Below are 19,739 nucleotides of genomic sequence, written 5' to 3'. Positions count from 1 at the left end.
CACGGACCGGACGCACCGCACCGCGCGTCGGTCGTGCGCGCCGCGGCGGCCCCGACCACCACGCCCGCCCCCGCCCCCGTCCCGGCGCCGCCGGAGATCCCGGAGACGGTCGTCGACCCCGTCGAGCCGTACGCGATCGCGGCCGAGGGCCGGACGCTCGTGTGGGTCCGCGACCTCGGGGGCGGTCGGCAGGCGCTGGTCGTCCGCGACACCCCGACGTCCGCCGAGCGGGTCGTCGTCCCGCGGCTGCGCGTCCGCGCCCGCCGGCTGTCCCTCGGCGAGGACGCGGCCGGGCGGGCCACGGTCGTCCTCACCACGGGCGGCGACTCCGACCCGTCCTACAGCGCCGAGGCCCCCGTCGGCGGGGCGCTCTACGCGGTGCGCCTCGACGGGATCGGCGGGCTGCGGCTGCTCCCGGCGTCGCGGGCGGCGGGGCCCGAGGTCGCTCCCGCGCTGCGCGGTGGCGAGCTGGCGTTCGCCCGGGTCGAGCGGATCCACGGCGTCCCGACGATGACCCTCCGCCTCGGGACGCTCTCGGGCGGCGCCAGCCGCGTCCTCTGGCACGGCTCGCCGTCGCGCCCGATCGTCGCGACCGCGATCGGCCGCGACCGCCGCGTCGCGTTCACGACGCACGCGTCGCCGGGCGAGATCAACGTGTGGAATCTCCGCGTCGCACGGCCCGGGGTGGCCACCCGCAGCCTCGAGCGCCTGCCCAGCGGCTTCAACACGAACGCCGGATACGGGCCGCTCACCACCGACGGCATCGGCAGGACCGTCTGGGTCTCGCGCTGGCGCAGCAACGGCGACGGGGGCGTCCTCTCGACGCACGACCTGATCACCGGACGCCGCACGAGCACCCGGAGCTTCGACGGGCTCGATCTGGCCGTCCCCCTCGGCGACGCCGGGGTGGCCGCCTACCGGACGGGCGTCTTCGCGACGTGCCAGTCGGCGCGGCTGGAGCCGAAGCGCGACCCGTGCCCGTTGACGGTCCTGCCGCCGCGGTGAGGGGCGGGGCGCGGGTCCTCCCGTCAGTCCTGGCCCGGTTCCTCCCCGAACGCCTCGTGGGCGCGGACCAGCAGTGCGCGGAGCGCCGGGCTCGTCGTCCTGCGCCACACGAGGGCCAGGAGGGCCGGCATCGCGAGGTCGTCGATCTCGACCGCGTGCAGGCGCGGGTCGAGGCCCTCGACCATCGAGGCCGCCAGCACCGCCGCGCCGAGACCGCGGACGGCGAGGTCTGCGACCGCGTCCGGCGCGCTGGCCTGCAGGGCGACGTGCGGTGTCGCGCCGATCGCCGCGCACGACCGCTCGAACACGCCGCGGATGCCGGTGCCCTCCGGCAGGCAGACGACCGGGTGCCCGGCGACGTCGGCCAGGGGTGCCCGCTGCAGCCCGGCCAGCGGATGGCCGGGCGGCACCGCCGCGACGAGCCCCTCGCGGACGATGGTGCGGGACTCGAGGTCGGCGGGAGCGTCGCCCGGGACGCCGACGAGCGCGAGATCGAGCGTCCCGGAGCGCACGCGGTCGACGAGGACGTCGGAGGTGTCCTCCACGAGCTCGATCCCGACTCCGGGATGGTCGGCCGAGAGCCCGGCGAGCGCGTCGAAGAGCGGCGTGATCGTGCAGCCGGTGACCATGCCGACGACGAGCGCCCCCCGGACGAGGCCGGCGACGTCGTCCGCCGCACCCCGGACGGCGGCCGCGGACGCGAGCGCCGACCGGGCGTGGTCCAGCACCGCTGCCCCCGCGGAGGTGACGGTCGCCGTCCGCCCGGCGCGGTCGATGAGGTCGATCCCGAGCTCGAGCTCGAGCCGCCGGACCTGCGCGCTGACCCCCGACTGGCTGATGTGGACCCGCTCGGCGGCGCGCGTGAAGCTCGCCTCCTCGGCGACCGCCACGAAGTACTCGAGCTGCCGGAGTTCCATACGCAGAGATTCTAGTTCCTGCAATCACCAGCTGTTGGACTTCTTCGCCGGGCCGCGAGAAGGTGGTCGTACCGCAGCACCACCGACGACGAAGGAGCACCCGATGCCGACCAGCGACACCTCCACCGACGCCCCGCAGGGCGTGGCCACCCACGACGCGGGCCGCGAGCGCGCGATGACCCCGGAGGACATCACGCGGCTCTTCGTCGAGCGCTCGAACGCCGGCGACGCCGACGGGGTCGCCGCGCTCTACGAGGAGGACGCCGTGATGGCGTTCCCGCCCGGGCGGACGACCGTCGGGCGCGCCGCGATCCGCGATCTGTGGGCCGAGGTCCTCTCGCGAGCGCCGACGTTCGAGCAGGAGCCGCCGCTCCCGACGCTCGAGAGCGACGGGATCGCCCTGACGTCGACCCCGCCGAGGGACGGCGCCGGCGCCCGCGCCCAGGTCGTGCGGCGGCAGCCCGACGGCTCCTGGCTGCGCCTGCTCGACCAGCCCGAGTTCCAGACGCCGACCGGCTGACGCCTCGGCGACCGCCGGGCCGCCGGCCCCGCCGCCGCGGTGGTCGACTCAGGCGTCGGACGGGACCGTCGCCCGCCGCACCGCGCGGTGCCGGACGACGGTGCGCGCGGCCCACGCCGTGACGCTGAGGCCGGACGCCGCGGTGAGCAGCACGCCCCAACCGGGCGACGGGTCGAGGATCGCCGCCGTGCTCGACACGTCGATCGTGTCCGCGCAGCCGATCAGCGCGGTCACGGCGCCGACGGCGAGGGTGACGATCGGCCAGCGGCGCAGGGCGATCAGCGCGAGCAGCACGGCGCCGAGCACCACGGTGATGGCCCCGTCGACCCGCAGGCCGCCGATCGAGATCGGGCCCCAGGTGACCCACGGTCCGACGCTGCCGACGACCACGCCGGCCGCCGAACCGAGGCCCCAGAGGCGGTCGCGGGTTGCGGGCGAGGGTGGCTCCGGGCGCACCGGCGGGTCCGTCGTGGCGACCGGCGGGGCCGTCGTGGACGTCGGGGACGCAGCGGACGTCGCCGGTGCGGTCCGTGGTGTCGCACCGTCGGACGACGGTGCCGGGAGGGGGTGCTCGTGGGTGGGGTGCATGGTGTCGGGAGGGCTCGGGGTGGGCCTATCCATCCTGCGTCCCGGCGACCTCCCGTCGCATCGGGGACCTCCCCCGATCCCGCCCCCGGGGACCGCGGGCCGCCGGGCGGTCGGCGGCGACGCACCGCTCACGCCCGCGGTCACCGCAGGACCGCGATCGCCAGGGTCCGCGGCGGGGCGCCACCCCGACCACGAGTACCCCCGGACCGCGAGCGCGGAGGTCCGCGGCGGGCCGCCACCTACCATTGCCCCGATGGCCGCGAAGTCGATCGCCCTGTTCGCCCTAGCGGCGCTCTTCGAGATCGGCGGAGCGTGGCTCGTGTGGCAGGGCGTCCGCGAGCACCGCGGGCTGCTCTGGGCCGGGGCGGGCGTGATCGCCCTGGGGATCTACGGATTCGTCGCGACGCTGCAGCCCGACGCGCAGTTCGGCCGGATCCTCGCGGCGTACGGCGGCGTGTTCGTCGCCGGGTCGCTCCTGTGGGGCGTCGCGCTGGACGGCTACCGGCCCGACCGCTGGGACCTGATCGGCGCGACCGTCTGCCTGGCCGGCGTCGGCCTGATCATGTACGCCCCTCGGGGCTGAGGGCGACGCCCCGCCGCCGGTCCTGCCGGCACGCCGCCGCCACGCGCCGCGGTCGTCCGTGGTCGCATACCGACCACCAGTGACCCCGACGGCGTCCGCCGCCACGCGCCGAGGTCGTTCGTGGCCGCATACCGACCACCGGTGACCTCGACGGCGTCCGCCGCCACGCGTCCGGTGGTCCGTCACATCAAGGACGGCCCCGACCAGGCGCGCCTGCGGGCGACGGCGTCGTCCGTCGCCCCCGGGTCCCCCACGACGGAGCGGTGGTGCGCCGGGCGGGTGGCGTCGTCGCGCGAGCGGGTGGTGCCGGCCCACGGGCGGTCCCAGTCGACCGTCACGCCGGGACCCAGGGCCTCGCGCAGCCGCGGCTCGACGATCGCCCAGGTGCCGGTGTCGACCCATTCGCGCAGGCGGCGCCAGCAGGTGACACCGGACCCGCAGCCGAGCTCCTGCGGCAGCTCGCGCCAGCCGATGCCGGTCGCCAGCACGTGGAGGATGCCCTCCAGCACGTGGCGGTCGTCGCGGCGCCGACGTCCCGGCTGCCGGCGGCGACGCGCGACCTCGGGGATCAGCGCGCCGACCTCGAGCCACAGCGCCGCGTCCACCCGGACGGCGGGACGCGGCCCGACGTCGGGCACGACGGACAGGTACGGGGTCCCGCCGACCAGCTCGGCCGACGCGGACGCGCTCAGGTGCGGCCCGATCGCGGCGGCCAGCTCGTGCGGCCGGGCCGTCGTCAGCCGCGTCAGTGCGTAGTCCTCGGCGGTGCTCACGCCGTCCTCCCCTGGTCGGTGTCGGTCGTGGCGGTGCTCGCCACCACGGGCCGGTCGTCGCCGGCCCCCTCGATCGTCTCCAGCCGCACGGCCCACTCGGAGCCGTCGACCACGAGCAGCCGGCCGGTGCCGACGCGGAGCCCGTTGACGTAGACGTCGACCGGGTCGTCGGCGAGGTGGTCGAGGGCGAAGACCTCCCCCGCCGGCACGCCGGCGAGGCGCCCCGCGGGCAGCTTCGTCCGCCCGAGCTCGACCCACAGGTCGACCTCCGCCGCGCCGAGCGCCGCCGCGATCCCGTCGCCGGAGCGGTCGACGGCCGGGCCCTCCGAGAGCACCTCGGCGTCGCGCTCGTCGAGCGCCCGCGTCATGCGGACCACGAAGGCGTACGGCACGAGCTGGACCAGGCGGCAGACGACGCCGTGGACCGTGATCGGCACGACCGTCGCGTGCGGCGCGGGCTCGCCGAGCCCCTCCGCGTCGCCGTCGACGACGAGGTCGCGCACCCGCGGCGGGGCGATCTCGACCTCGGTGCCGAGCAGGCCGGAGGTCGCGAACGCCGCCGCGGCCATCATCTGGTTCATCGCCTCGGCCACTGCCGAGCGCTCGAGCTCGTCGAGCGGCGCGGACTCGTCGTCGGCGGGACCGTCCATGCCCAGCATCGCGCGCGCCAGGCCTCGCGCACCGGCGAGCGGCGCGACGAAGACGTTGCCGCCCGTCACCCCGTCCACGTAGGAGACGTCCGCGGCGAGGGCCGGGACCGGCAGGTTCGCGAGCGGGTCCGCGCCGGACTCCATCACCCGCGGCGGCCCGACCTCGACGCCGTCGGGGCCGAACGCGCGCAGGGCGTCGGCGGCGGCCTCGGCGCAGACCGTCGCGAGCTCGATCAGGACGCGGTCGGTGCTCACGTCCCGTCCTCCAGGAGCCCCTCGACCTGGACGGCGCGGCGCGCGTCGAGCCGGCCGGGCCGGCAGCGGAAGACCGCGGTGTCCTCGACGCACAGCTCGACGCCGGCCGACGTCGGGGCCTCCAGGCGGACGAGGTCCCCCGGCCGGAGCGCCAGGACGCGGTCGAGCGTGACGCGCACGCGGGCGACCTCGGCGCGGGCGACGACCTCGACCGCGCGGACGACCGCGTCGGCGTCGGGATCGTCCTCGCGGGCGCGGTCGCGGTCGGTCGCGCCGGCCAGGGCGTCGGCGACGGCGGCGACCGCCGAGTGCGGGACGAGCAGCACGAACGCGCTGGAGCGCCGCAGCAGCCGGACCTCCATCGTGACGACGAGGGTCGGCTCCGAGACCGGGCTGAGGTGGCCGGTCTCCGACGTCGGGTCGAGCCGCTCGATGGACAGCGGCAGGCCGCAGAGGTCGTCCCAGACCGGGCCGAGCTGCGACACGAGGTGCTCGAACAGGAGCGCCGACAGCGCCCAGTCGATGTCGCCGAGCCGGCGGGCCGACGCGGCGGTCTCGGTCGCCCCGCCCAGCAGCAGCTCGACGGCGGTCAGCACGAACGGCTGCTCGGCCGTCAGCAGGAACCGCCGGCCCCCGCCGCCCCCGGCCTCCAGCGTCACGCCGATCGCGTCGCCCGGGAGCGCCGCGTGGGCGGCGGCCCAGCCGAGCTGGTCGAGGTCGATGACCTCGAACTCGACCTGCGTCCGGAGCTCCGCCGACATCCGCGTCGACGCGGACCGCCCGAACGTCTCCATCGCGCGGCGGATGCGGCGCTCCTGGTCGTTCGAGAACTTCGTCGGGCGGGAGAAGTCCATCCGGCGCAGCCGGCGGGCACGCCGCGACGGCAGGGCGGGTGCCTCGACGGCGCTCCCGTCGCGGGCGGCCTCGACGAGCGCCGAGATCGCCTCCTGGCTCATCGCCTGGGTCATGCGGCTCCCGCGTCCGCGACCGGGACCCCGGCGGCGTCCCCGTCCCCCGCGCCGCCGTCCGGGACGGCGATGCCGCCCGCGGGGATCATCGCCGTGATCCGCAGGGCGAACTCCTCGTCGACGACCACGACCTCGCCGTGGGCGATCGGCTTGCCGCCGGCCAGCAGGTCGACGGGCTCGCCCGCCAGCCGGCGCAGCTCGACGATCGAGCCGGGGCCGAGGCGCAGTGCCTGGCCGAGCGTCATCACCGTGCGGCCGATCTCGACCGACAGCTCGATCGGCACGTCGTGCAGGCGCGAGAGGTCCCCGGCGGCCGCCGTGCGGGCGGGGTCCGCCTCCTGCACGAGCTCCTCGCTCGCGGTCCACTCCGTGTTCGACACGTCCCCGGGCCCCTACTGGACCGTGATGTCGGGCAGCAGCACGTCGCCGACGTGCAGGTCGGTGCGCAGCTTCAGCTTGCGCCGGACGAGCTTCTTCACCTTCTCGCGGCCCTCCGCCGTGGAGAGCTCGCTGCCGGTGCTGGCGCCGACGACGTCGGTGATGACGTCGCGGACGACGGCCTCCTCCGGCATGACGCCGTAGCCCTCCGGGGGAGTCTCCTCGTGACCGCCGGCCTCCGGGGCGTGGTCGAGGACCATCGCGACGGAGAACTTCGCGTAGCGCCCGTCGGAGAGGTTCACGAGGAACTCCTTCGGCAGGACGTAGACGACGCCGTCGACCTTCGGCTTGGCCCCGGCCGGCGCGGGCGGCGCGAGCACGAACTTGTAGGCGCCCAGGGCGCCCACGACGACGAGGACGATGATGGCGATGAGCTTGTTCTTCGGCACGGTTCTGGTGGTGGGTCGGGGGGACGGAAGGTGGTGGGGTGGGTGCGGGCGCGGGCGGTCAGCCGGCGGCGTGCAGGCGGGTGAGGGAGATCTCGACGCGGCGGTTCTCGCGGCGTCCGGCGTCGGTGGCGTTGCTCGCCCGCGGCTGCTCGGAGGCGTGCCCGGTGGCGGAGAACCGCGCGGGGTCGAGGACCGATCCGGCGAGGCGGCGGACGACGCTCGTCGCGCGGGCGGCGGAGAGCTCCCAGTTGTCGGGGAACCGGCCCGTCGAGATCGGCACGGCGTCGGTGTGGCCGTCGACCGCGATCGGGTGCTCCCGGTCGACCTGGAGGACCGACTTCAGCTGGTCGAGGAGCCGGCCGCCGTCGGGCGAGAGGGCCGCGGAGCCGGAGGCGAAGAGGACGTCGTCGGTGACGACGCGGATCACGAGGCCCTTGCGCTCGACCGCGGTCTGCACGTTCGTGCCGAGGCCCTTCTGGGCGATCACGTCGTCGAGGCGCCGCTTCAGCGCGGTCAGCTCCTGCTCCTCGACACGCGCGGCGGCCGCGGCGCGGCGGGCGGGCGCCAGCGTCTTCTCCTCGGCGACGCGGGGCGTCAGGGGCGCGATCGCGGCGACCGCGGCGACGGGCGCCTGGCTCTTGTCGGCCGACGACTCGTCGCGGATCGAGCCGCCGCCCTTCAGCACCTTGCCGGCGAACGCCTCCTGGAGCGACTTCGTGATGTCCGCGGCCTTGCGCTTGTCGACGACCGACGCGGCGTACATGACGATGAAGAGCGCCAGGAGCAGGGTCAGGAGGTCGGCCCACGTCAGGAGCCAGCGCTCGTGCCCCGCCGCGCCGTGGCCTCCCCCGCCCCGCCGGGATCGCCGGCCGGACCCGCTCATGCGGCCTTGCGCTTGCGCGCCTCGTCGATCGACGCGGTGCTGCCCCCGCCGTCGCCGTCCTCGGCCAGCGCGCCGCGCTGCGACGGGGGCACGAAGGTCTGGAGCCGCTCGGAGACGATGCGCGGGTTCTCGCCCGCCTGGATCGCGAGCACGCCCTCCATCGTCATCTCGCGCAGGCCCTGCTCCTCGAGGGAGAGCGACTGCAGCCGGTTGCCGATCGGGAGCATCACGATGTTCGCGACACCGACGCCCAGCAGCGTCGCGACGAACGCGCCGGCGATCGCCGGGCCGAGCTTCGCGGGCTGGTCGAGGTAGCCGAGCGCGTGCATCAGGCCGAGGACGGCGCCGAGGATGCCGATCGTCGGCGCGAAGCCGCCGGCCTTCTCGAACGCCCCGGAGCCGACGGCGTGGCGGGCGGCCATCGCGTCGATCTCGCCCTCCATCACGTCGCGGACCGCGCCGGCCTCGGTGCCGTCGACCACGAGCTGGAGGCCGCGGCGGCAGTACGGGTCCTCGACGCCACCGACGGACGACTCGAGCGACAGCAGCCCGTCGCGGCGGGCCTGCTCGGCGAATCCGACGAGCTCCTGGGCGCGGCCGGCGAGGTCGGGCCCCGCGGACGACGTCGCGCGGATCAGGAGCTTCGGCATCTTCAGGAACGTCTCCATGCCGACGGCGGCGAGCGTCACGCCGGCGGTGCCGCCGAAGACGATCGACAGGGCCGGGATGTTCATGAGGATCCCGAGCTGGGTCCCCTCGATCATCGCCCCGCCGAGGATGGCGAGGATCGCGACGCCGATTCCGATTCCGCTGGCAGCCTTCATCGAACGGGGTCATCGGCCGGGTCCGGGCGAACCTGAGACGCCGCGGACGTCCGTTCCGAAACGGGCCGGACGTCCGTCCGGAGGGGTGGCGCGGCGGTCCCGCATCGGTCCCGGGACGTGCGGGTGAGCCCCTGCACCGTCGCGAGCCGGAGGCGTACGTGGTCCAATACCCCGGCGTCTTCCCTGCTCAGGGGCGCAGAGCCCCCGTCCCGCCCGCCCGTTGCCCTCCACCCCGCATCCCGGTCGCCGCATGGCGTCCGGCGTCCTTGCCGCCGGCCTCGTGGTCCTGCTCACGGCGGCCGCGATGGTGGCGTACCTGATCAACGACGCGGCGGGCGACATCGTCGAGCCGCTCGTCCCGCTCGCCCCCGAGGCGCAGCGACAACTCGACCGGCCGCGCCCCGGCGAGGCCCAGACGATCCTGCTCGTGGGGCTCGACCACCGCTACGCCGACGGGCCGAAGGCGAAGAGCCGGTCGGACACGATGATCCTCGTCCGCCTGGACCCGAACGCCCGGGCGACGTCCGTCCTGACGCTCCCCCGCGACCTGCGGGTCGCGGCGCTGGGCGGCCAGAAGCTCAACACGGCGTGGTTCTCGGGCGGCCCGGCCCTCCTGACCCGGACGATCAAGACCTCGCTCCTGGGCAGCCCCGAGCGTCCGTTCCCGATCAACGACGTCGTCTCCGTCAAGTTCGACGCGTTCGCGCGCACGATCAACCACTTCGGCTGCCTCTACGCCGAGGTCGACCGCCACTACTTCGTCGCGCCGAACACGGGGCACGCGGCGATCGACCAGCCCGCCGGCTACCAGCTGCTCTGCGGACAGGACGCGCTGTCCTACGTCCGCTTCCGAGTGCAGGACAGCGACCTGATCCGGGCGGCGCGGCAGGCGAACTACATCACCGAGGTCCGCTCGCAGGTCGATCCGCTCGACGTGCTGACGGGCAGCCTCCTGCAGGAGGTCGGCCAGTACGTCGAGACGAACATCAAGACGCCCCGGCAGCTGCTGGGCATCGCGAAGCTCCTCGTCTACGTCACGGGCAAGCCGACGGCGCGCATCAGCCTCGGCGGCCTCTCCGACGCGCAGGACGGCTCGAACGACATCCTGACGACGCCCGCCGCGCTCGAGAAGGCCCGTCGGCAGTTCTTCGACCCGTCGGTGCCGAAGGGCCAGGCCGTCAAGCCTCCGCCGACGACCGAGACCGTCACGATCAAGGCGCCGAAGGCCCCGGACACCCTCTTCGCCCTGCCGCCGCTGATCCCGGCACCCACGACGACCACCACGACGACGACCGTGCTCCCCGGCGTGGCGGCGAAGAAGCGCGCCCGGCGGGTCCGGGGGGCGCTGCCCCCCACGATGGTCACCGACGCCGCCGGCGCCGACCGCTCGGCCGGGATCGTCCGCCGCGGGGCGTCGGGACTCCGGCTCTTCGTCCCGTCCGCCCGGTACCGCCGCGGGGCCTACGAGGACCGGATGACCCGCGGCTACGCGATCCTCGGGAAGAACCGCCGGCCCCGCTGGCCGAGCTACAGGATCGTCGTCGCCACCGGCGAGTCCGGCCAGTACTACGGCGTCGAGGGCACCACCTGGAAGGATCCGCCGATTCTCCAGCTGGCCACCGACCGCATCCGCCTCGGCGGGCGCACGTGGGACGTCCAGTACGACGGCCGGCGGATCCGTCGCCTGATCTGGCGCGCACCGCAGGGCACCTACTGGGTGACGAACACGCTGACCAACCAGCTGACGTCGAAGGAGATGTACGCGCTCGCCCACAGCTTCCGGCGCGTGCGCTGAGCATCGTCGACCCGTCCGCGGACGTGGCGCGCAGACGCTCGCCGGTGGTCCGGAAGGCCGCCGCGGAGTACGGTGGCGACACCGTCCCCTCGGAACCAGGACTCCGTCATGAAGCGCCCATCAGCAGCACCCGTCCTCGGCATCGGCCTCACCGCGACGGTCGCGGCGGTCGCCATGTTCCCGGCGGCCTCCGGTGCGGCCACCCGGCCGGTCGAACTCGCGCCGCCGCAGGCCGTGAACACCATCGGCTCGTTGCCGGTCGCGGTCTCGATCGCCGACATGAACGGCGACGGACGACCGGACATCGTGACGGGGAACGCCGACACGAACGACGTCTCCATCCTGACCCAGAACGCCACGGGCACCGGGTGGACGACCACCGTCGTCGGCCCCACCGGGGACGACCCCTCGGCGCTCGTGGTCGCGGACCTCAACGGCGACACCCGCCCGGACATCGCCACGGCGGACACCGGCTCGGACACCGTGACGGTCCTGACCAGGGATGCGTCGGGCCCCGGCTACACAGCCTCCACCGCGGGATCCACCGGCGACGCCCCGGCCGGGATCGGCGTCGGCGACGTGAACGGCGACGGACGCCCGGACCTCGCCACCGCGAACAGGGGCGCCGACACCGTGACGGTCCTGACGAAGGACGTCGGGGGCGGTGCGTCGTACACCGCGACGACCGCGGGCACGACCGGGGGTCGCCCGTTCGGCATCGTCGTCGGGGACCTCACCGGCGACGGGCGGCCGGACATCGCCACGAACGACGCCGACGCGAGCAGCGTGACGCTGCTGACGAACGGTGGGGCGGGCTTCACGCGTTCGACGGCCGCGATCACCGGGGCGTTCCCGACCGCGATCGAATCCGCGGACCTCGACGGCGACGGGCGCCCCGAGCTCGTGACGACCAACGCTGGGTCTGGGAGCGCGTCGATCCTCCGCCGCGACCCGACCCTCGGCGGGTGGACCACGAGCCTGACGAGCGGTGTCAGCGGCGACACCCGCTCGCTCGCGATCGGCGATCTCAACGTCGACGGCCTGCCGGACCTCGTCCTCGGGGACCGCTCGGTGAACCTGCCGCACGCGGGCGACGGCGTCTCGGTGCTCACGAAAGACGCCGCGGGCCCCGGGTATTCGTTCGCCGTCGGCGTGCCGTCCAACGCCCGACCGACCGACGTCGCCGTCGGCGACCTCGACGGCGACGGCCGCCCGGACATCGTCTCCGCCGAGACGTTCGTCGACTCGGTCTCGATCTACCGCAACGTCACGGATCTGACCGCGCCGCCGGCACCCGCCACCCCGGAGACCACGCCCACCGAGCCCGCCGCGCCCGCGCCGGCGGCCCCCGCCCCGGTGACGCCGGCCCCCGCCCTGCCAGCGAAGCCCGTCACCAAGGCCCCGACCCTGAAGCTCGGGACGCCTCGCGTCACCAACGGCGGCCGCGTCATCCGGATCCCCGCGACGGTCTCCGGCGCCGGCGTGCTCAACGCCACCGCGACCCACGCCGCACCGACGTCCGGCGCGACGCGGCGGAGCAAGGCCGGGACCGAGCTCCTGACCTACGCGGGTCTGGCGGGCCGGAAGGTCGCGAAGGGCGGCACGTACTCCCTGGCCCTCCGCCGCACGGCGGCGGGCCGCACCGCCCGCTACTCCCAGCGCCGGATCACGCTCAGCGTCGTCGTGACGGCCACTGGGCCCGACGGGCGCTCCGTGAAGCAGCGGCGGACGGTCCGGGTCCCGACCGGGCGCTGACCCGGCCGCGGCCCGGGGTCCGGGCGGGCGTCCACCGCGGCGGACCACCCGCCCGCCGCGAGCGTCCGCCGGACGTCAGCGCGCAGCGGCCTCCGCCGCAGCGCCGCGGACGGCCGGCGCCAGGACCTCCTCGCACCAGACCCGGAACGTGGTCGGGCTCGCGGTCTCGGCGGTGCGCGCCACGCCGACGTCGAGGCCGTCGTCCTTCGCGCGCATCATGTCGACCATGCCGTCGGCGAAGGCGTCGCCCGCCCCGAACGTCCGCATCCGGGCGCCGAGCGCGTCGAGCGTCCAGCGCTCGTAGCGGACCGGCCGGCCGAGCACGTCGGACATCGTGACGACCAGCTCCTCGGCCGAGAGGTCCTCCGGGCCGAGCACCGGGACCTCGCCCGTCCCCGTCCAGGAGCGGTCGAGGAGCAGCCGGACCGCCGCCGCGGCGATGTCGCGGGTCGCCGCCGTCGGCGCCTTCCGGTCCGCGCGGACGCTGTCGGCGTAGACCCCGTCGGCGGCGATCGTGGCGACCTGCCGCAGGACGTTGTCCATGAACGACGGGTTGGCGAGCGCGCGGTAGGCGACGCCGCTCCCGGCGATCAGGTCGTCCATCGCGAGCGACGCCGTCACGAGGCCGGCCCGGCCGGCGACGGCCGTGCCGCGCCCGAGGGCCGACACGCCGACGACGCGCGCGACCCCGTGGGCGGCGAACGCGCGGGCCGCGGGTGCCGTGAAGCCGGCGAACGCGGCGTCGAGGCTCGGCGCGGCCGTGTCCGGCGGGACGATCCAGAGCACGGCGTCCGCTCCGGGAAGGGCACGGTCGAGGACGGCCGGGTCGCCGTGGGAGCCCTGGACGACGTCGACGCGGTCCCGGACCTCGTCCGGCAGCCGGGCGGAGTCGCGGACGATCACGCGCAGGTCCTCGCCGTGGTCGGTGTCGTCGACGAGGAGCCGGAGCGCCCGGCCGCCGATGTCGCCCGTGGGAGTGGTGATGACGATCATGGATCCATCGTGCGCCCCGCCCGGCCCGTGGTCCAATACCTCTCGGACCGCATTGATACCTTGCGGGTATGGATCTGGACCTGCGGAAGCTGCGGTACTTCGCCGCGGTCGCCGAGCACCGGCACTTCGGGCGCGCGGCCGAGCAGCTCCACATCGCCCAGCCGGTCCTCAGTCGGCAGGTCCGGGCGCTGGAGCAGGAGCTCGGCTGCACGCTCCTCGAGCGCACGACGCGGAGCGTGCGCCTGACCGCGGCGGGCGAGCAGCTCCACGAGGAGACGCGGGCGCTGCTGCCGACGGTCGACTCGGCGGTCCGGCGGGTGCTCGAGGTGGACCGAGGCGTCGAGCGGCTCGTCGTCGCGTTCGCACCGGGCCTCCACGTGTCGGAGGCGATCCGGGCGTTCACGGCGGAGCATCCCGAGGTCGAGATCGAGCTCCTCGCGCTCCGGTGGTGGGAACAGGACGCGCCGCTGCGGGACGGCCGGGCGGACGTCGGGCTCCTGCGACGCCCGTTCGACGACGCCGGCCTGCGGACGATCCCGATCGGGCACGAACCGCGGGTGGCCTGCATGGCGGCGGACCACCGCCTGGCCCGTCGGCGCGCGATCACGTCCGCCGACCTCGAGGGCGAGACGGTCCTCGACACCCCGACCCGCCGGACGTCCTCGGTCGCGGAGAAGTTCGAGCTGATCGCGTCCGGCGACGACGTCGCGCTCGTGCCACGCAGCGTGGCGGACGCGTACTCCCGGCCCGACCTCGCCCGCGTGCCGATCACCGACGTGCCCCTCGCCGAGACCTGCCTCGCCGTCGCCGCGGGGCGCCGCGAGACGCGGATCGCGGCGTTCCTCGAGGTCGCGACGCGGACCCTTCGCGAGGCGGTCCCGCGACTCGCCGCCGTCGACTGACGGAATCCGATGTCACAGAATCGGGGGTCCGGACAACTTCATGGTGTGGTCCCGTTCCCGGAGCAGCCCGAACACCCCGTGCCGCTCGGCCACCAGGACGATCCGGCGACGAGCATCTCCGGGCTCTACGCCCGTCACGTCGACGCGGTGCGGCGGAGTTCCGCGCACCGCGGCACCGCCCCCGGCGGCGTGGCGCTGAGCCCCGAGATGTTCGTCGCCGTGCTCGCTCGCAGGCGCGGTCGCTGACCATCCGTCGTGCACGGTCCCTACCGGGCGTCGGAAGCCGGTAGGTTCGCCCGCAGATGCGTGTCCTGAAGCCTGCAGATGCCGTGTGGTTGCTCAACGAGCGCCGGGACACCCCCGCCCACGTCGGCGGCCTGATGCAGTGTTCGAAGCCGGACGACGCACCGGAGTCGTTCGTCGCGGACCTCGTCGCGTCGTGGCGCCGGCAGACGACGTTCGTCACGCCGTTCAACCTGCGCCCGCACTTCGTGCCGATCCCGGCGTGGGAGACGCTCGCCGACGACGAGATCGACCTCGACTACCACCTCCGCCACTCGGCCCTGCCGCGCCCGGGCGGGGAGCGCGAGCTCGGCATCCTCGTGTCCCGGCTGCACTCGCACCCGCTCGCGCGCCACCGGCCGCTGTGGGAGTGCCACGTCATCGAGGGCCTGGCCGAGGACCGCTTCGCGATCTACTGGAAGTTCCACCACTCCATGCTCGACGGCATGGCGGCGATGAAGCTGCTGGACCGCGGCTACTCCGAGGACCCGGACGAGCGCGACCGCCTGCCCCTGTGGGCCGCCCCGGTGTACCGGTCGCGCCGCGGGTCCCGTGGCGCGTCGGGCGAGGAGTCCACCGCGACCGACGACGACGCTGGCGCGCGCAACGGCGGCACACCGTCGACGTCCCTCGTCCGCCGGACCCGCGCGCTCGCGAAGGCGCCGTTCCGCAGCGCCCGCGCCGCCGCGGGGCTCGCGGACGGCGCGCGCCAGGTCGCGGGCGTCGGGCTCCAGCAGATCCGCGAGACGGTGCTCCCGCGGAACAAGGACCACGCGGTGCCGTTCCGCGCGCCCCGCACGATCCTCAACGGCACGATCCACGGTCCGCGGCGGTTCGCCACCCAGCACTACCCGGTCGACCGCCTGAAGGCGATGGCGCGCGAGTCCGACGCGACGATCAACGACATCCTCCTCGCGATCTGCGGCGGCGCGCTGCGCACGTACCTCGCGGAGCGGGACGCCCTGCCGTCCCGGAGCCTCGTGGCGACCCTCCCGGTCTCCGTGCGCGCCGCGGACGACGAGGGCGCCGGCAACGCGATCACCTTCATCCACGCGCTGCTCGGCACCGACGAACAGGACGTGCGGTCGCGCCTGCGCAAGATCGCCGCCTCGACGGGTGCGGCGAAGGCCCTGATCGCCGACCTGCCCCGGTGGACGATGGACGGCTACACGATCCTCCTGATGGGTCCGTACCTCGGGCAGCTCGCGCTCGGCCTCGGCGCCCGCGGCCGACCGATGCACAACATCGTCATCTCCAACGTCCGCGGGCCGGCGACGACGCGCTACGTCGAGGGCGGACCGGTCGACGAGATGTTCCCGGTCTCCCTGCTGTTCGACGGCCAGGCGCTGAACATCACGGCCGTCAGCTACGCGGGCGAGTTCTGCATCGGCTTCACCGGCTGCCGCGACAGCCTCGCGAGCATGCAGCGGATCGCGGTCTACTGCGGCGAGGCCGCGGACGAGCTGGACGGCGGCGCCGCGAAGGACGTCCCGGTGTACGGGACGGCCTGAGCCTCGCCGGCCGGGCGGGGCGACCTCCGACCTCCCGGCGTGGCCCCGCGGGGCCGTTGGTAGCGTCGCGCCATGCGCCGTACACCACTCGTCCTCTGCTCCCTCGCCATCGCCGGGCTGCCCGCCTCGTCGGCGTCGGCCGCGGACACCGCCGAGCACACCCTGGGGGTCAGCGGGCAGGGGCTCGTCGAGCTCGTCCCCGACGTCGGCTCGTTCGAGGCGAGCGTCGAGCGGACCGCACCCACGTCATCGGCGGCCCGCAACGCGGCGAACACGCGCCTGGCCCGGATCGTCGCCCGGCTCCGCGCGCCGTCGATCCCTCGCGAGGACATCACGACGACCTCGATCTCGCTGTCCCGCGAGCGCACCCGGAACCCGCGGACGAAGCGCCTGCGCGTCCGGTACCGGGCCTCGGGGTCGTTCGCGGTGCGGGTCGCCGACGGGACGAAGACGGGACGCGCGATCGACCTTGCGGCCGGCGCGGGGGCGACCGGGATCGACGGGCCGTCGTTCTCGTTCTCCGCCGGCAAGCGCACCGAGGGCCGCCAGGCCGCGGAGAAGAGCGCGCTCGCCGACGCCCGCGGCCGGGCCGACGCGGCCGCGGCGTCGCAGGGCCAGAAGGTCGTCGGCGTGCAGTCGATCGAGCTGGACCCGTCGGGGACCTCCGAGCCGAGCGCCGTCCAGGACTCCGCCGCCAGCCCCACCGCGGGCAGCGGCTCGACCGGCAAGCGCGTCGCACCGACCCCGGTCCTCGCCGGTCGTGAGGAGTTCACGAGCTCCGTGCGGGTGGTGTACCTGATCGCACCGGCGGGCTGAGCACGCGAGCCGGGCGCCCCGGTCGCGTTCCCGATCCGGTACCTCACGGGTGCCGTTCCGGGCACGGGGCCGCCGGCCCGGGGCCCGACCACCTTCCGGACAGCCCCGGGGTGAACACCGTCCCCCTCTCGTCCGCGGACCTCAAGCGGAGCGTCGTCGAGCCGATCAGCGGGCCGTACCGCCCACCGGCCCCGAGAACGACATGCCCTCCGCACACCGCCGCATCAGCCTGCAGACGAAGATCCTCGGCCTCAGCGCCGCGCTCCTCGCGTCCACCGTCCTCGTCGCCGTGCTCGGCGTCGTCGGCGTGTCCGCGGCGAAGGACGGTGGCGGAGGGTCGGCCACGGGCCTGATCCTCGGCGCGCTCGTCCTCTCCGTCGGCGGCGGGTTCACCGTCGCGTGGATCGTCGCCCGCAGCATCCGCCGGACCGTCGCCGAGATCCTCGCGCGCACCACGATGCTCGCCGACGTCTGCCTGACCGGGCTGGACGAGGGCCTCGGCAAGGTGGCGAACGGCGACCTGACGCACGAGATCGTCCCGAAGACGCCGCTGATCGAGACGTGGCCGAACGACGAGCTCGGCGACATCGCGCAGTCCGTCAACGAGATCCGCCAGAAGGCCGTCGCGGCGATCGGCTCCTACAACGCCTCCCGCGAGTCGCTGACCGCGATGATCGGCCAGGTCTCGCAGAGCGCCGGCGTGCTGTCCGCGTCGTCGCAGCAGATGGCGTCGACCTCCGAGGAGGCCGGCCGCGCCGTCGGCGAGATCGCCCATGCGGTCTCCGACGTCGCCCAGGGCGCCGAGCGTCAGGCCCGCACCGCCGAGTCGACCCGCGCGGTCGCCGACGAGATGTCCGAGGCCACCACGCACGGCGCCGAGGCGGTCCAGCAGACCGCGTCGGCCGCCGAGGCCGCCCGCACCGCCGCACTCGAGGGCGCCGACGCCGCGGAGCGCACCGCCCACGCGATGCACGACATGAGCGAGGTCACCGGCGGCGTCGTCTCCGCGATGCGCGAGCTCGGCGAGAAGTCCGAGCGGATCGGCGGCATCGTCGACACGATCACCGGGATCGCCGGCCAGACGAACCTCCTCGCGCTGAACGCGGCCATCGAGGCCGCCCGCGCCGGCGAGCAGGGCCGCGGCTTCGCGGTCGTCGCCGAGCAGGTCCGCAAGCTGGCGGAGGAGTCGCAGGCCGCCGCCGCGTCGATCGCCGCCCTGGTCGGCGAGATCCAGTCCTCGACCGTCCAGGCGACCGCCGCGATGGACAGCGGCACCGAGGCGATCGACGTCTGCCGCGACGCCGCGAAGGTCACCGAGGAGGCCTTCGGCCGGATCACCGGCTCGGTCTCCGACGTCCACGGCCGCGTCGAGCAGATCGCCGTCGTCATGGACCAGATCTCCGCGTCCTCCGAGCGCGTGCGCAACGACGTCGCCGAGGTCGCCGCCGTCGCCGAGCAGTCCTCCGCCTCCTCCGAGCAGGTCTCGGCCTCGACGCAGGAGACGAGCGCCTCGACGCAGCAGGTCGCGGCATCGGCCCAGGAGCTCGCGCACACCGCGGAGGAGCTCGAGGAGCTCTGCGGCCGGTTCGTCCTCGTCGGCGCCCGCTGAGCCCGGCCGACGGACGGAGCGACCCGATGTCCACCACGACCACCACGACGCCCGTCGGAGGCGACGCCGCCCCGGCGGCGACGAGCTCGCAGCTCGTCGTCCTGCGGCTCGGCCGCGAGGAGTACGCGCTGCCGATCGACCACGTCCAGGAGATCATCTTCTGGACGCCGCCCCGGCCCGTGTCGTCCGACCTGCCCTGGGTCTCCGGCGTGATCGCCCTGCGCGGCAAGATCCTCCCGGTCTTCGACCTGGCGCTCCGCCTCGACGTCCCGCGCGGCGAGCACGCCGGCGCCCGGATCGTCGTCGTCGAGACCGGCAGCGAGCAGATCGGCGTCACCGTCGACGACGCGACCGAGGTCCTGACCGTCCAGGCCGGCGACCTCGAGGCCCTGCCGCAGGGCACCGGGCACGACCTGCTGCGCGCGATCACGAAGGTCGGCGACCGGCTGATCGCGGTGCTCGACCTGTCGACGCTCGCCGCGTCGGCGCGGCCCGACGCGCGGAGCGCGGCAGGCGTGGCCGCGACCGGCGCCGCCGGGACGGGTGCGACGTCGGGCGCGGCCGTCGGACCGGGCGCGGCGTCGCCGGACACCGGCACGGTCGGAACGCCCTCCTCCGCGGGGTCGGCGCCCCCCGCCGCGGGGACGGTCGCCGGCCCGACGGGCGCGGTCGCCCCCGCGGCCCCGGCCGCGACGACGGCCGTCCGATGAGCACCCGGACGACCGACCACCGCGCGCCCGCCGGCCCGCGGACCAGGCCGGCGGTGCCCTCCGCGCTCTCGGGCGTGGTGCGGGACCGCGGCGCCGCGCCCCCGCCGACCGCCGACGACGGACCCGGCACCGTCGGCCGCGCCCGCGTGGTCGCCCGCCCACGGGTCGTCGTCGCCGACGACTCGTCGCTGATGCGCCGGATCCTCGTCCGGACGCTGACCGACGACGGCTTCGACGTCGTCGGCGAGGCGTCCGACGGCGACGAGGCCCTCGCCCTCTGCGTCCGCACGCGTCCCGACGCCATGACGCTCGACCTCCACATGCCCGGCGTCGACGGCATGGCCGTCCTGCGGGCGCTCGGCACCGCCGGCCGCCCGGACGTCCCGACCGTCGTCGTCTCCGCCTTCTCCCCCGCCCACGGCGCCCGCGCGGTCGACGCGCTCGCCGAGGGCGCCTTCGACCTGGCCGCCAAGCCGGGCGTCGGCGAGTCCGTCACCGAGTTCTCGGCCGGCCTGTGCGACAAGCTGCGCGCCGCCGCCGAGAGCCGCGCCGGACGCCGCGCCGCTGCGGCCC

General features: G+C 75.3%; 20 protein-coding genes and 2 pseudogenes. 12 read left to right on the top strand and 10 right to left on the bottom strand.

Annotated features, from left to right (window positions below; translation table 11 throughout):
- A pseudogene (locus PATMI_RS0116460) lies at nucleotides 1-1,005 on the top strand (hypothetical protein); the annotation flags it as partial.
- A 23-nt stretch (nucleotides 1,006-1,028) separates the two neighbouring features.
- Here PATMI_RS0116460 and PATMI_RS0116455 read toward each other — a convergent pair.
- Nucleotides 1,029-1,922, bottom strand: coding sequence for a LysR family transcriptional regulator (locus PATMI_RS0116455; protein WP_026911677.1), 894 nt, complete (start codon nucleotides 1,920-1,922; stop codon nucleotides 1,029-1,031).
- 175 nt (nucleotides 1,923-2,097) lie between these two features.
- Here PATMI_RS0116455 and PATMI_RS0116450 point away from each other — a divergent pair, with 175 nt between their 5' ends.
- Nucleotides 2,098-2,442, top strand: a complete 345-nt coding sequence (locus tag PATMI_RS0116450; RefSeq protein ID WP_036728431.1) for a nuclear transport factor 2 family protein — start codon at nucleotides 2,098-2,100, stop codon at nucleotides 2,440-2,442.
- A 48-nt stretch (nucleotides 2,443-2,490) separates the two neighbouring features.
- Here the strand turns inward: PATMI_RS0116450 and PATMI_RS0116445 are convergent, their stop codons facing one another.
- Nucleotides 2,491-2,832: a hypothetical protein gene (locus tag PATMI_RS0116445; protein ID WP_169738383.1), complete on the bottom strand. Its 342-nt coding sequence runs from the start codon at nucleotides 2,830-2,832 to the stop codon at nucleotides 2,491-2,493.
- A gap of 451 nt (nucleotides 2,833-3,283) precedes the next feature.
- Between PATMI_RS0116445 and PATMI_RS0116440 the strand changes: the two genes are divergently transcribed.
- The gene (locus tag PATMI_RS0116440) at nucleotides 3,284-3,613 is read left to right on the top strand and encodes a YnfA family protein (RefSeq protein WP_026911674.1); all 330 of its coding nucleotides are present in this window, start codon (nucleotides 3,284-3,286) and stop codon (nucleotides 3,611-3,613) included.
- A 385-nt stretch (nucleotides 3,614-3,998) separates the two neighbouring features.
- On the opposite strand, the pseudogene PATMI_RS38295 reads toward PATMI_RS0116440, so the two are convergent.
- From PATMI_RS38295 to PATMI_RS0116405, 7 genes and pseudogenes are all read right to left on the bottom strand, one after another.
- Nucleotides 3,999-4,149: pseudogene (locus PATMI_RS38295) on the bottom strand (transposase); the annotation flags it as partial.
- A 233-nt stretch (nucleotides 4,150-4,382) separates the two neighbouring features.
- Nucleotides 4,383-5,291 carry a FliM/FliN family flagellar motor switch protein gene (locus PATMI_RS0116430; protein ID WP_026911673.1) on the bottom strand — a complete coding sequence of 303 codons (909 nt, stop codon included), beginning with the start codon at nucleotides 5,289-5,291 and terminating at the stop codon, nucleotides 4,383-4,385.
- Complete coding sequence (locus PATMI_RS0116425; protein WP_026911672.1) at nucleotides 5,288-6,259, bottom strand: FliM/FliN family flagellar motor switch protein; 972 nt, start codon at nucleotides 6,257-6,259, stop codon at nucleotides 5,288-5,290. Before PATMI_RS0116425 ends, PATMI_RS0116430 begins: the two co-directional genes overlap by 4 nt.
- Nucleotides 6,256-6,639 (bottom strand): FliM/FliN family flagellar motor switch protein, encoded by a 384-nt coding sequence (locus tag PATMI_RS30855; RefSeq protein ID WP_084270008.1) that lies wholly within the window; start codon nucleotides 6,637-6,639, stop codon nucleotides 6,256-6,258. The genes PATMI_RS0116425 and PATMI_RS30855 overlap by 4 nt, the downstream gene beginning before the upstream one ends.
- A gap of 12 nt (nucleotides 6,640-6,651) precedes the next feature.
- On the bottom strand, nucleotides 6,652-7,086 hold the full coding sequence (locus PATMI_RS0116415) for a flagellar basal body-associated FliL family protein (RefSeq protein ID WP_026911671.1): 435 nt from the start codon (nucleotides 7,084-7,086) through the stop codon (nucleotides 6,652-6,654).
- Between the two features lie 58 nt (nucleotides 7,087-7,144).
- Nucleotides 7,145-7,969 carry an OmpA/MotB family protein gene (locus PATMI_RS30850; RefSeq protein ID WP_051471834.1) on the bottom strand — a complete coding sequence of 275 codons (825 nt, stop codon included), beginning with the start codon at nucleotides 7,967-7,969 and terminating at the stop codon, nucleotides 7,145-7,147.
- A complete protein-coding gene (locus PATMI_RS0116405) occupies nucleotides 7,966-8,793 on the bottom strand; it encodes a motility protein A (RefSeq protein WP_026911670.1) in 828 nt (275 codons plus the stop codon). The genes PATMI_RS30850 and PATMI_RS0116405 overlap by 4 nt, the downstream gene beginning before the upstream one ends.
- 250 nt (nucleotides 8,794-9,043) lie before the next feature.
- Between PATMI_RS0116405 and PATMI_RS0116400 the strand changes: the two genes are divergently transcribed.
- Both PATMI_RS0116400 and PATMI_RS0116395 read left to right on the top strand, forming a co-directional pair.
- Nucleotides 9,044-10,588: an LCP family protein gene (locus PATMI_RS0116400; protein ID WP_026911669.1), complete on the top strand. Its 1,545-nt coding sequence runs from the start codon at nucleotides 9,044-9,046 to the stop codon at nucleotides 10,586-10,588.
- 108 nt (nucleotides 10,589-10,696) lie between these two features.
- Nucleotides 10,697-12,343: an FG-GAP repeat domain-containing protein gene (locus PATMI_RS0116395; RefSeq protein WP_026911668.1), complete on the top strand. Its 1,647-nt coding sequence runs from the start codon at nucleotides 10,697-10,699 to the stop codon at nucleotides 12,341-12,343.
- A gap of 75 nt (nucleotides 12,344-12,418) precedes the next feature.
- Here the strand turns inward: PATMI_RS0116395 and PATMI_RS0116390 are convergent, their stop codons facing one another.
- The gene (locus PATMI_RS0116390) at nucleotides 12,419-13,336 is read right to left on the bottom strand and encodes an NAD(P)H-binding protein (protein ID WP_026911667.1); all 918 of its coding nucleotides are present in this window, start codon (nucleotides 13,334-13,336) and stop codon (nucleotides 12,419-12,421) included.
- A gap of 68 nt (nucleotides 13,337-13,404) precedes the next feature.
- Here PATMI_RS0116390 and PATMI_RS0116385 point away from each other — a divergent pair, with 68 nt between their 5' ends.
- The 7 genes from PATMI_RS0116385 to PATMI_RS30835 form a co-directional block, all read left to right on the top strand.
- The gene (locus tag PATMI_RS0116385) at nucleotides 13,405-14,238 is read left to right on the top strand and encodes a LysR family transcriptional regulator (RefSeq protein ID WP_026911666.1); all 834 of its coding nucleotides are present in this window, start codon (nucleotides 13,405-13,407) and stop codon (nucleotides 14,236-14,238) included.
- Nucleotides 14,239-14,283: 45 nt separating this feature from the next.
- Nucleotides 14,284-14,484, top strand: a complete 201-nt coding sequence (locus tag PATMI_RS0116380; protein WP_026911665.1) for a hypothetical protein — start codon at nucleotides 14,284-14,286, stop codon at nucleotides 14,482-14,484.
- A 56-nt stretch (nucleotides 14,485-14,540) separates the two neighbouring features.
- On the top strand, nucleotides 14,541-16,031 hold the full coding sequence (locus tag PATMI_RS0116375) for a WS/DGAT/MGAT family O-acyltransferase (RefSeq protein WP_026911664.1): 1,491 nt from the start codon (nucleotides 14,541-14,543) through the stop codon (nucleotides 16,029-16,031).
- Nucleotides 16,032-16,103: 72 nt separating this feature from the next.
- Nucleotides 16,104-16,847: an SIMPL domain-containing protein gene (locus tag PATMI_RS0116370; protein WP_026911663.1), complete on the top strand. Its 744-nt coding sequence runs from the start codon at nucleotides 16,104-16,106 to the stop codon at nucleotides 16,845-16,847.
- A 202-nt stretch (nucleotides 16,848-17,049) separates the two neighbouring features.
- The gene (locus PATMI_RS30845; protein WP_051471830.1) at nucleotides 17,050-18,456 is read left to right on the top strand and encodes a methyl-accepting chemotaxis protein; all 1,407 of its coding nucleotides are present in this window, start codon (nucleotides 17,050-17,052) and stop codon (nucleotides 18,454-18,456) included.
- 26 nt (nucleotides 18,457-18,482) lie between these two features.
- Entirely contained in the window at nucleotides 18,483-19,166 is a 684-nt protein-coding gene (locus PATMI_RS34810) for a chemotaxis protein CheW (RefSeq protein WP_051471828.1), read from the top strand.
- Nucleotides 19,163-19,739: response regulator (locus PATMI_RS30835; protein ID WP_157261020.1), on the top strand; the 577-nt coding region annotated here is incomplete at its 3' end. The genes PATMI_RS34810 and PATMI_RS30835, both read left to right, overlap by 4 nt.

The sequence above is a fragment of the Patulibacter minatonensis DSM 18081 genome (genome assembly GCF_000519325.1).
GTDB classification, from domain to species: Bacteria; Actinomycetota; Thermoleophilia; order Solirubrobacterales; family Solirubrobacteraceae; genus Patulibacter; species Patulibacter minatonensis.
This window is presented reverse-complemented; position numbering and strand designations above follow the sequence as displayed.

Coding starts and splice junctions, on each gene's coding strand:
- PATMI_RS0116455 (WP_026911677.1), bottom strand. CDS start 1,922: ATGGAACTCCGGCAGCTCGAGTACTTCGTGGCGGTCGCCGAGGAGGCG.
- PATMI_RS0116450 (WP_036728431.1), top strand. CDS start 2,098: ATGACCCCGGAGGACATCACGCGGCTCTTCGTCGAGCGCTCGAACGCC.
- PATMI_RS0116440 (WP_026911674.1), top strand. CDS start 3,284: ATGGCCGCGAAGTCGATCGCCCTGTTCGCCCTAGCGGCGCTCTTCGAG.
- PATMI_RS0116425 (WP_026911672.1), bottom strand. CDS start 6,259: ATGACCCAGGCGATGAGCCAGGAGGCGATCTCGGCGCTCGTCGAGGCC.
- PATMI_RS30850 (WP_051471834.1), bottom strand. CDS start 7,969: ATGAGCGGGTCCGGCCGGCGATCCCGGCGGGGCGGGGGAGGCCACGGC.
- PATMI_RS0116405 (WP_026911670.1), bottom strand. CDS start 8,793: ATGAAGGCTGCCAGCGGAATCGGAATCGGCGTCGCGATCCTCGCCATC.
- PATMI_RS0116400 (WP_026911669.1), top strand. CDS start 9,044: ATGGCGTCCGGCGTCCTTGCCGCCGGCCTCGTGGTCCTGCTCACGGCG.
- PATMI_RS0116395 (WP_026911668.1), top strand. CDS start 10,697: ATGAAGCGCCCATCAGCAGCACCCGTCCTCGGCATCGGCCTCACCGCG.
- PATMI_RS0116390 (WP_026911667.1), bottom strand. CDS start 13,336: ATGATCGTCATCACCACTCCCACGGGCGACATCGGCGGCCGGGCGCTC.
- PATMI_RS0116385 (WP_026911666.1), top strand. CDS start 13,405: ATGGATCTGGACCTGCGGAAGCTGCGGTACTTCGCCGCGGTCGCCGAG.
- PATMI_RS0116375 (WP_026911664.1), top strand. CDS start 14,541: ATGCGTGTCCTGAAGCCTGCAGATGCCGTGTGGTTGCTCAACGAGCGC.
- PATMI_RS0116370 (WP_026911663.1), top strand. CDS start 16,104: ATGCGCCGTACACCACTCGTCCTCTGCTCCCTCGCCATCGCCGGGCTG.
- PATMI_RS30845 (WP_051471830.1), top strand. CDS start 17,050: ATGCCCTCCGCACACCGCCGCATCAGCCTGCAGACGAAGATCCTCGGC.
- PATMI_RS34810 (WP_051471828.1), top strand. CDS start 18,483: ATGTCCACCACGACCACCACGACGCCCGTCGGAGGCGACGCCGCCCCG.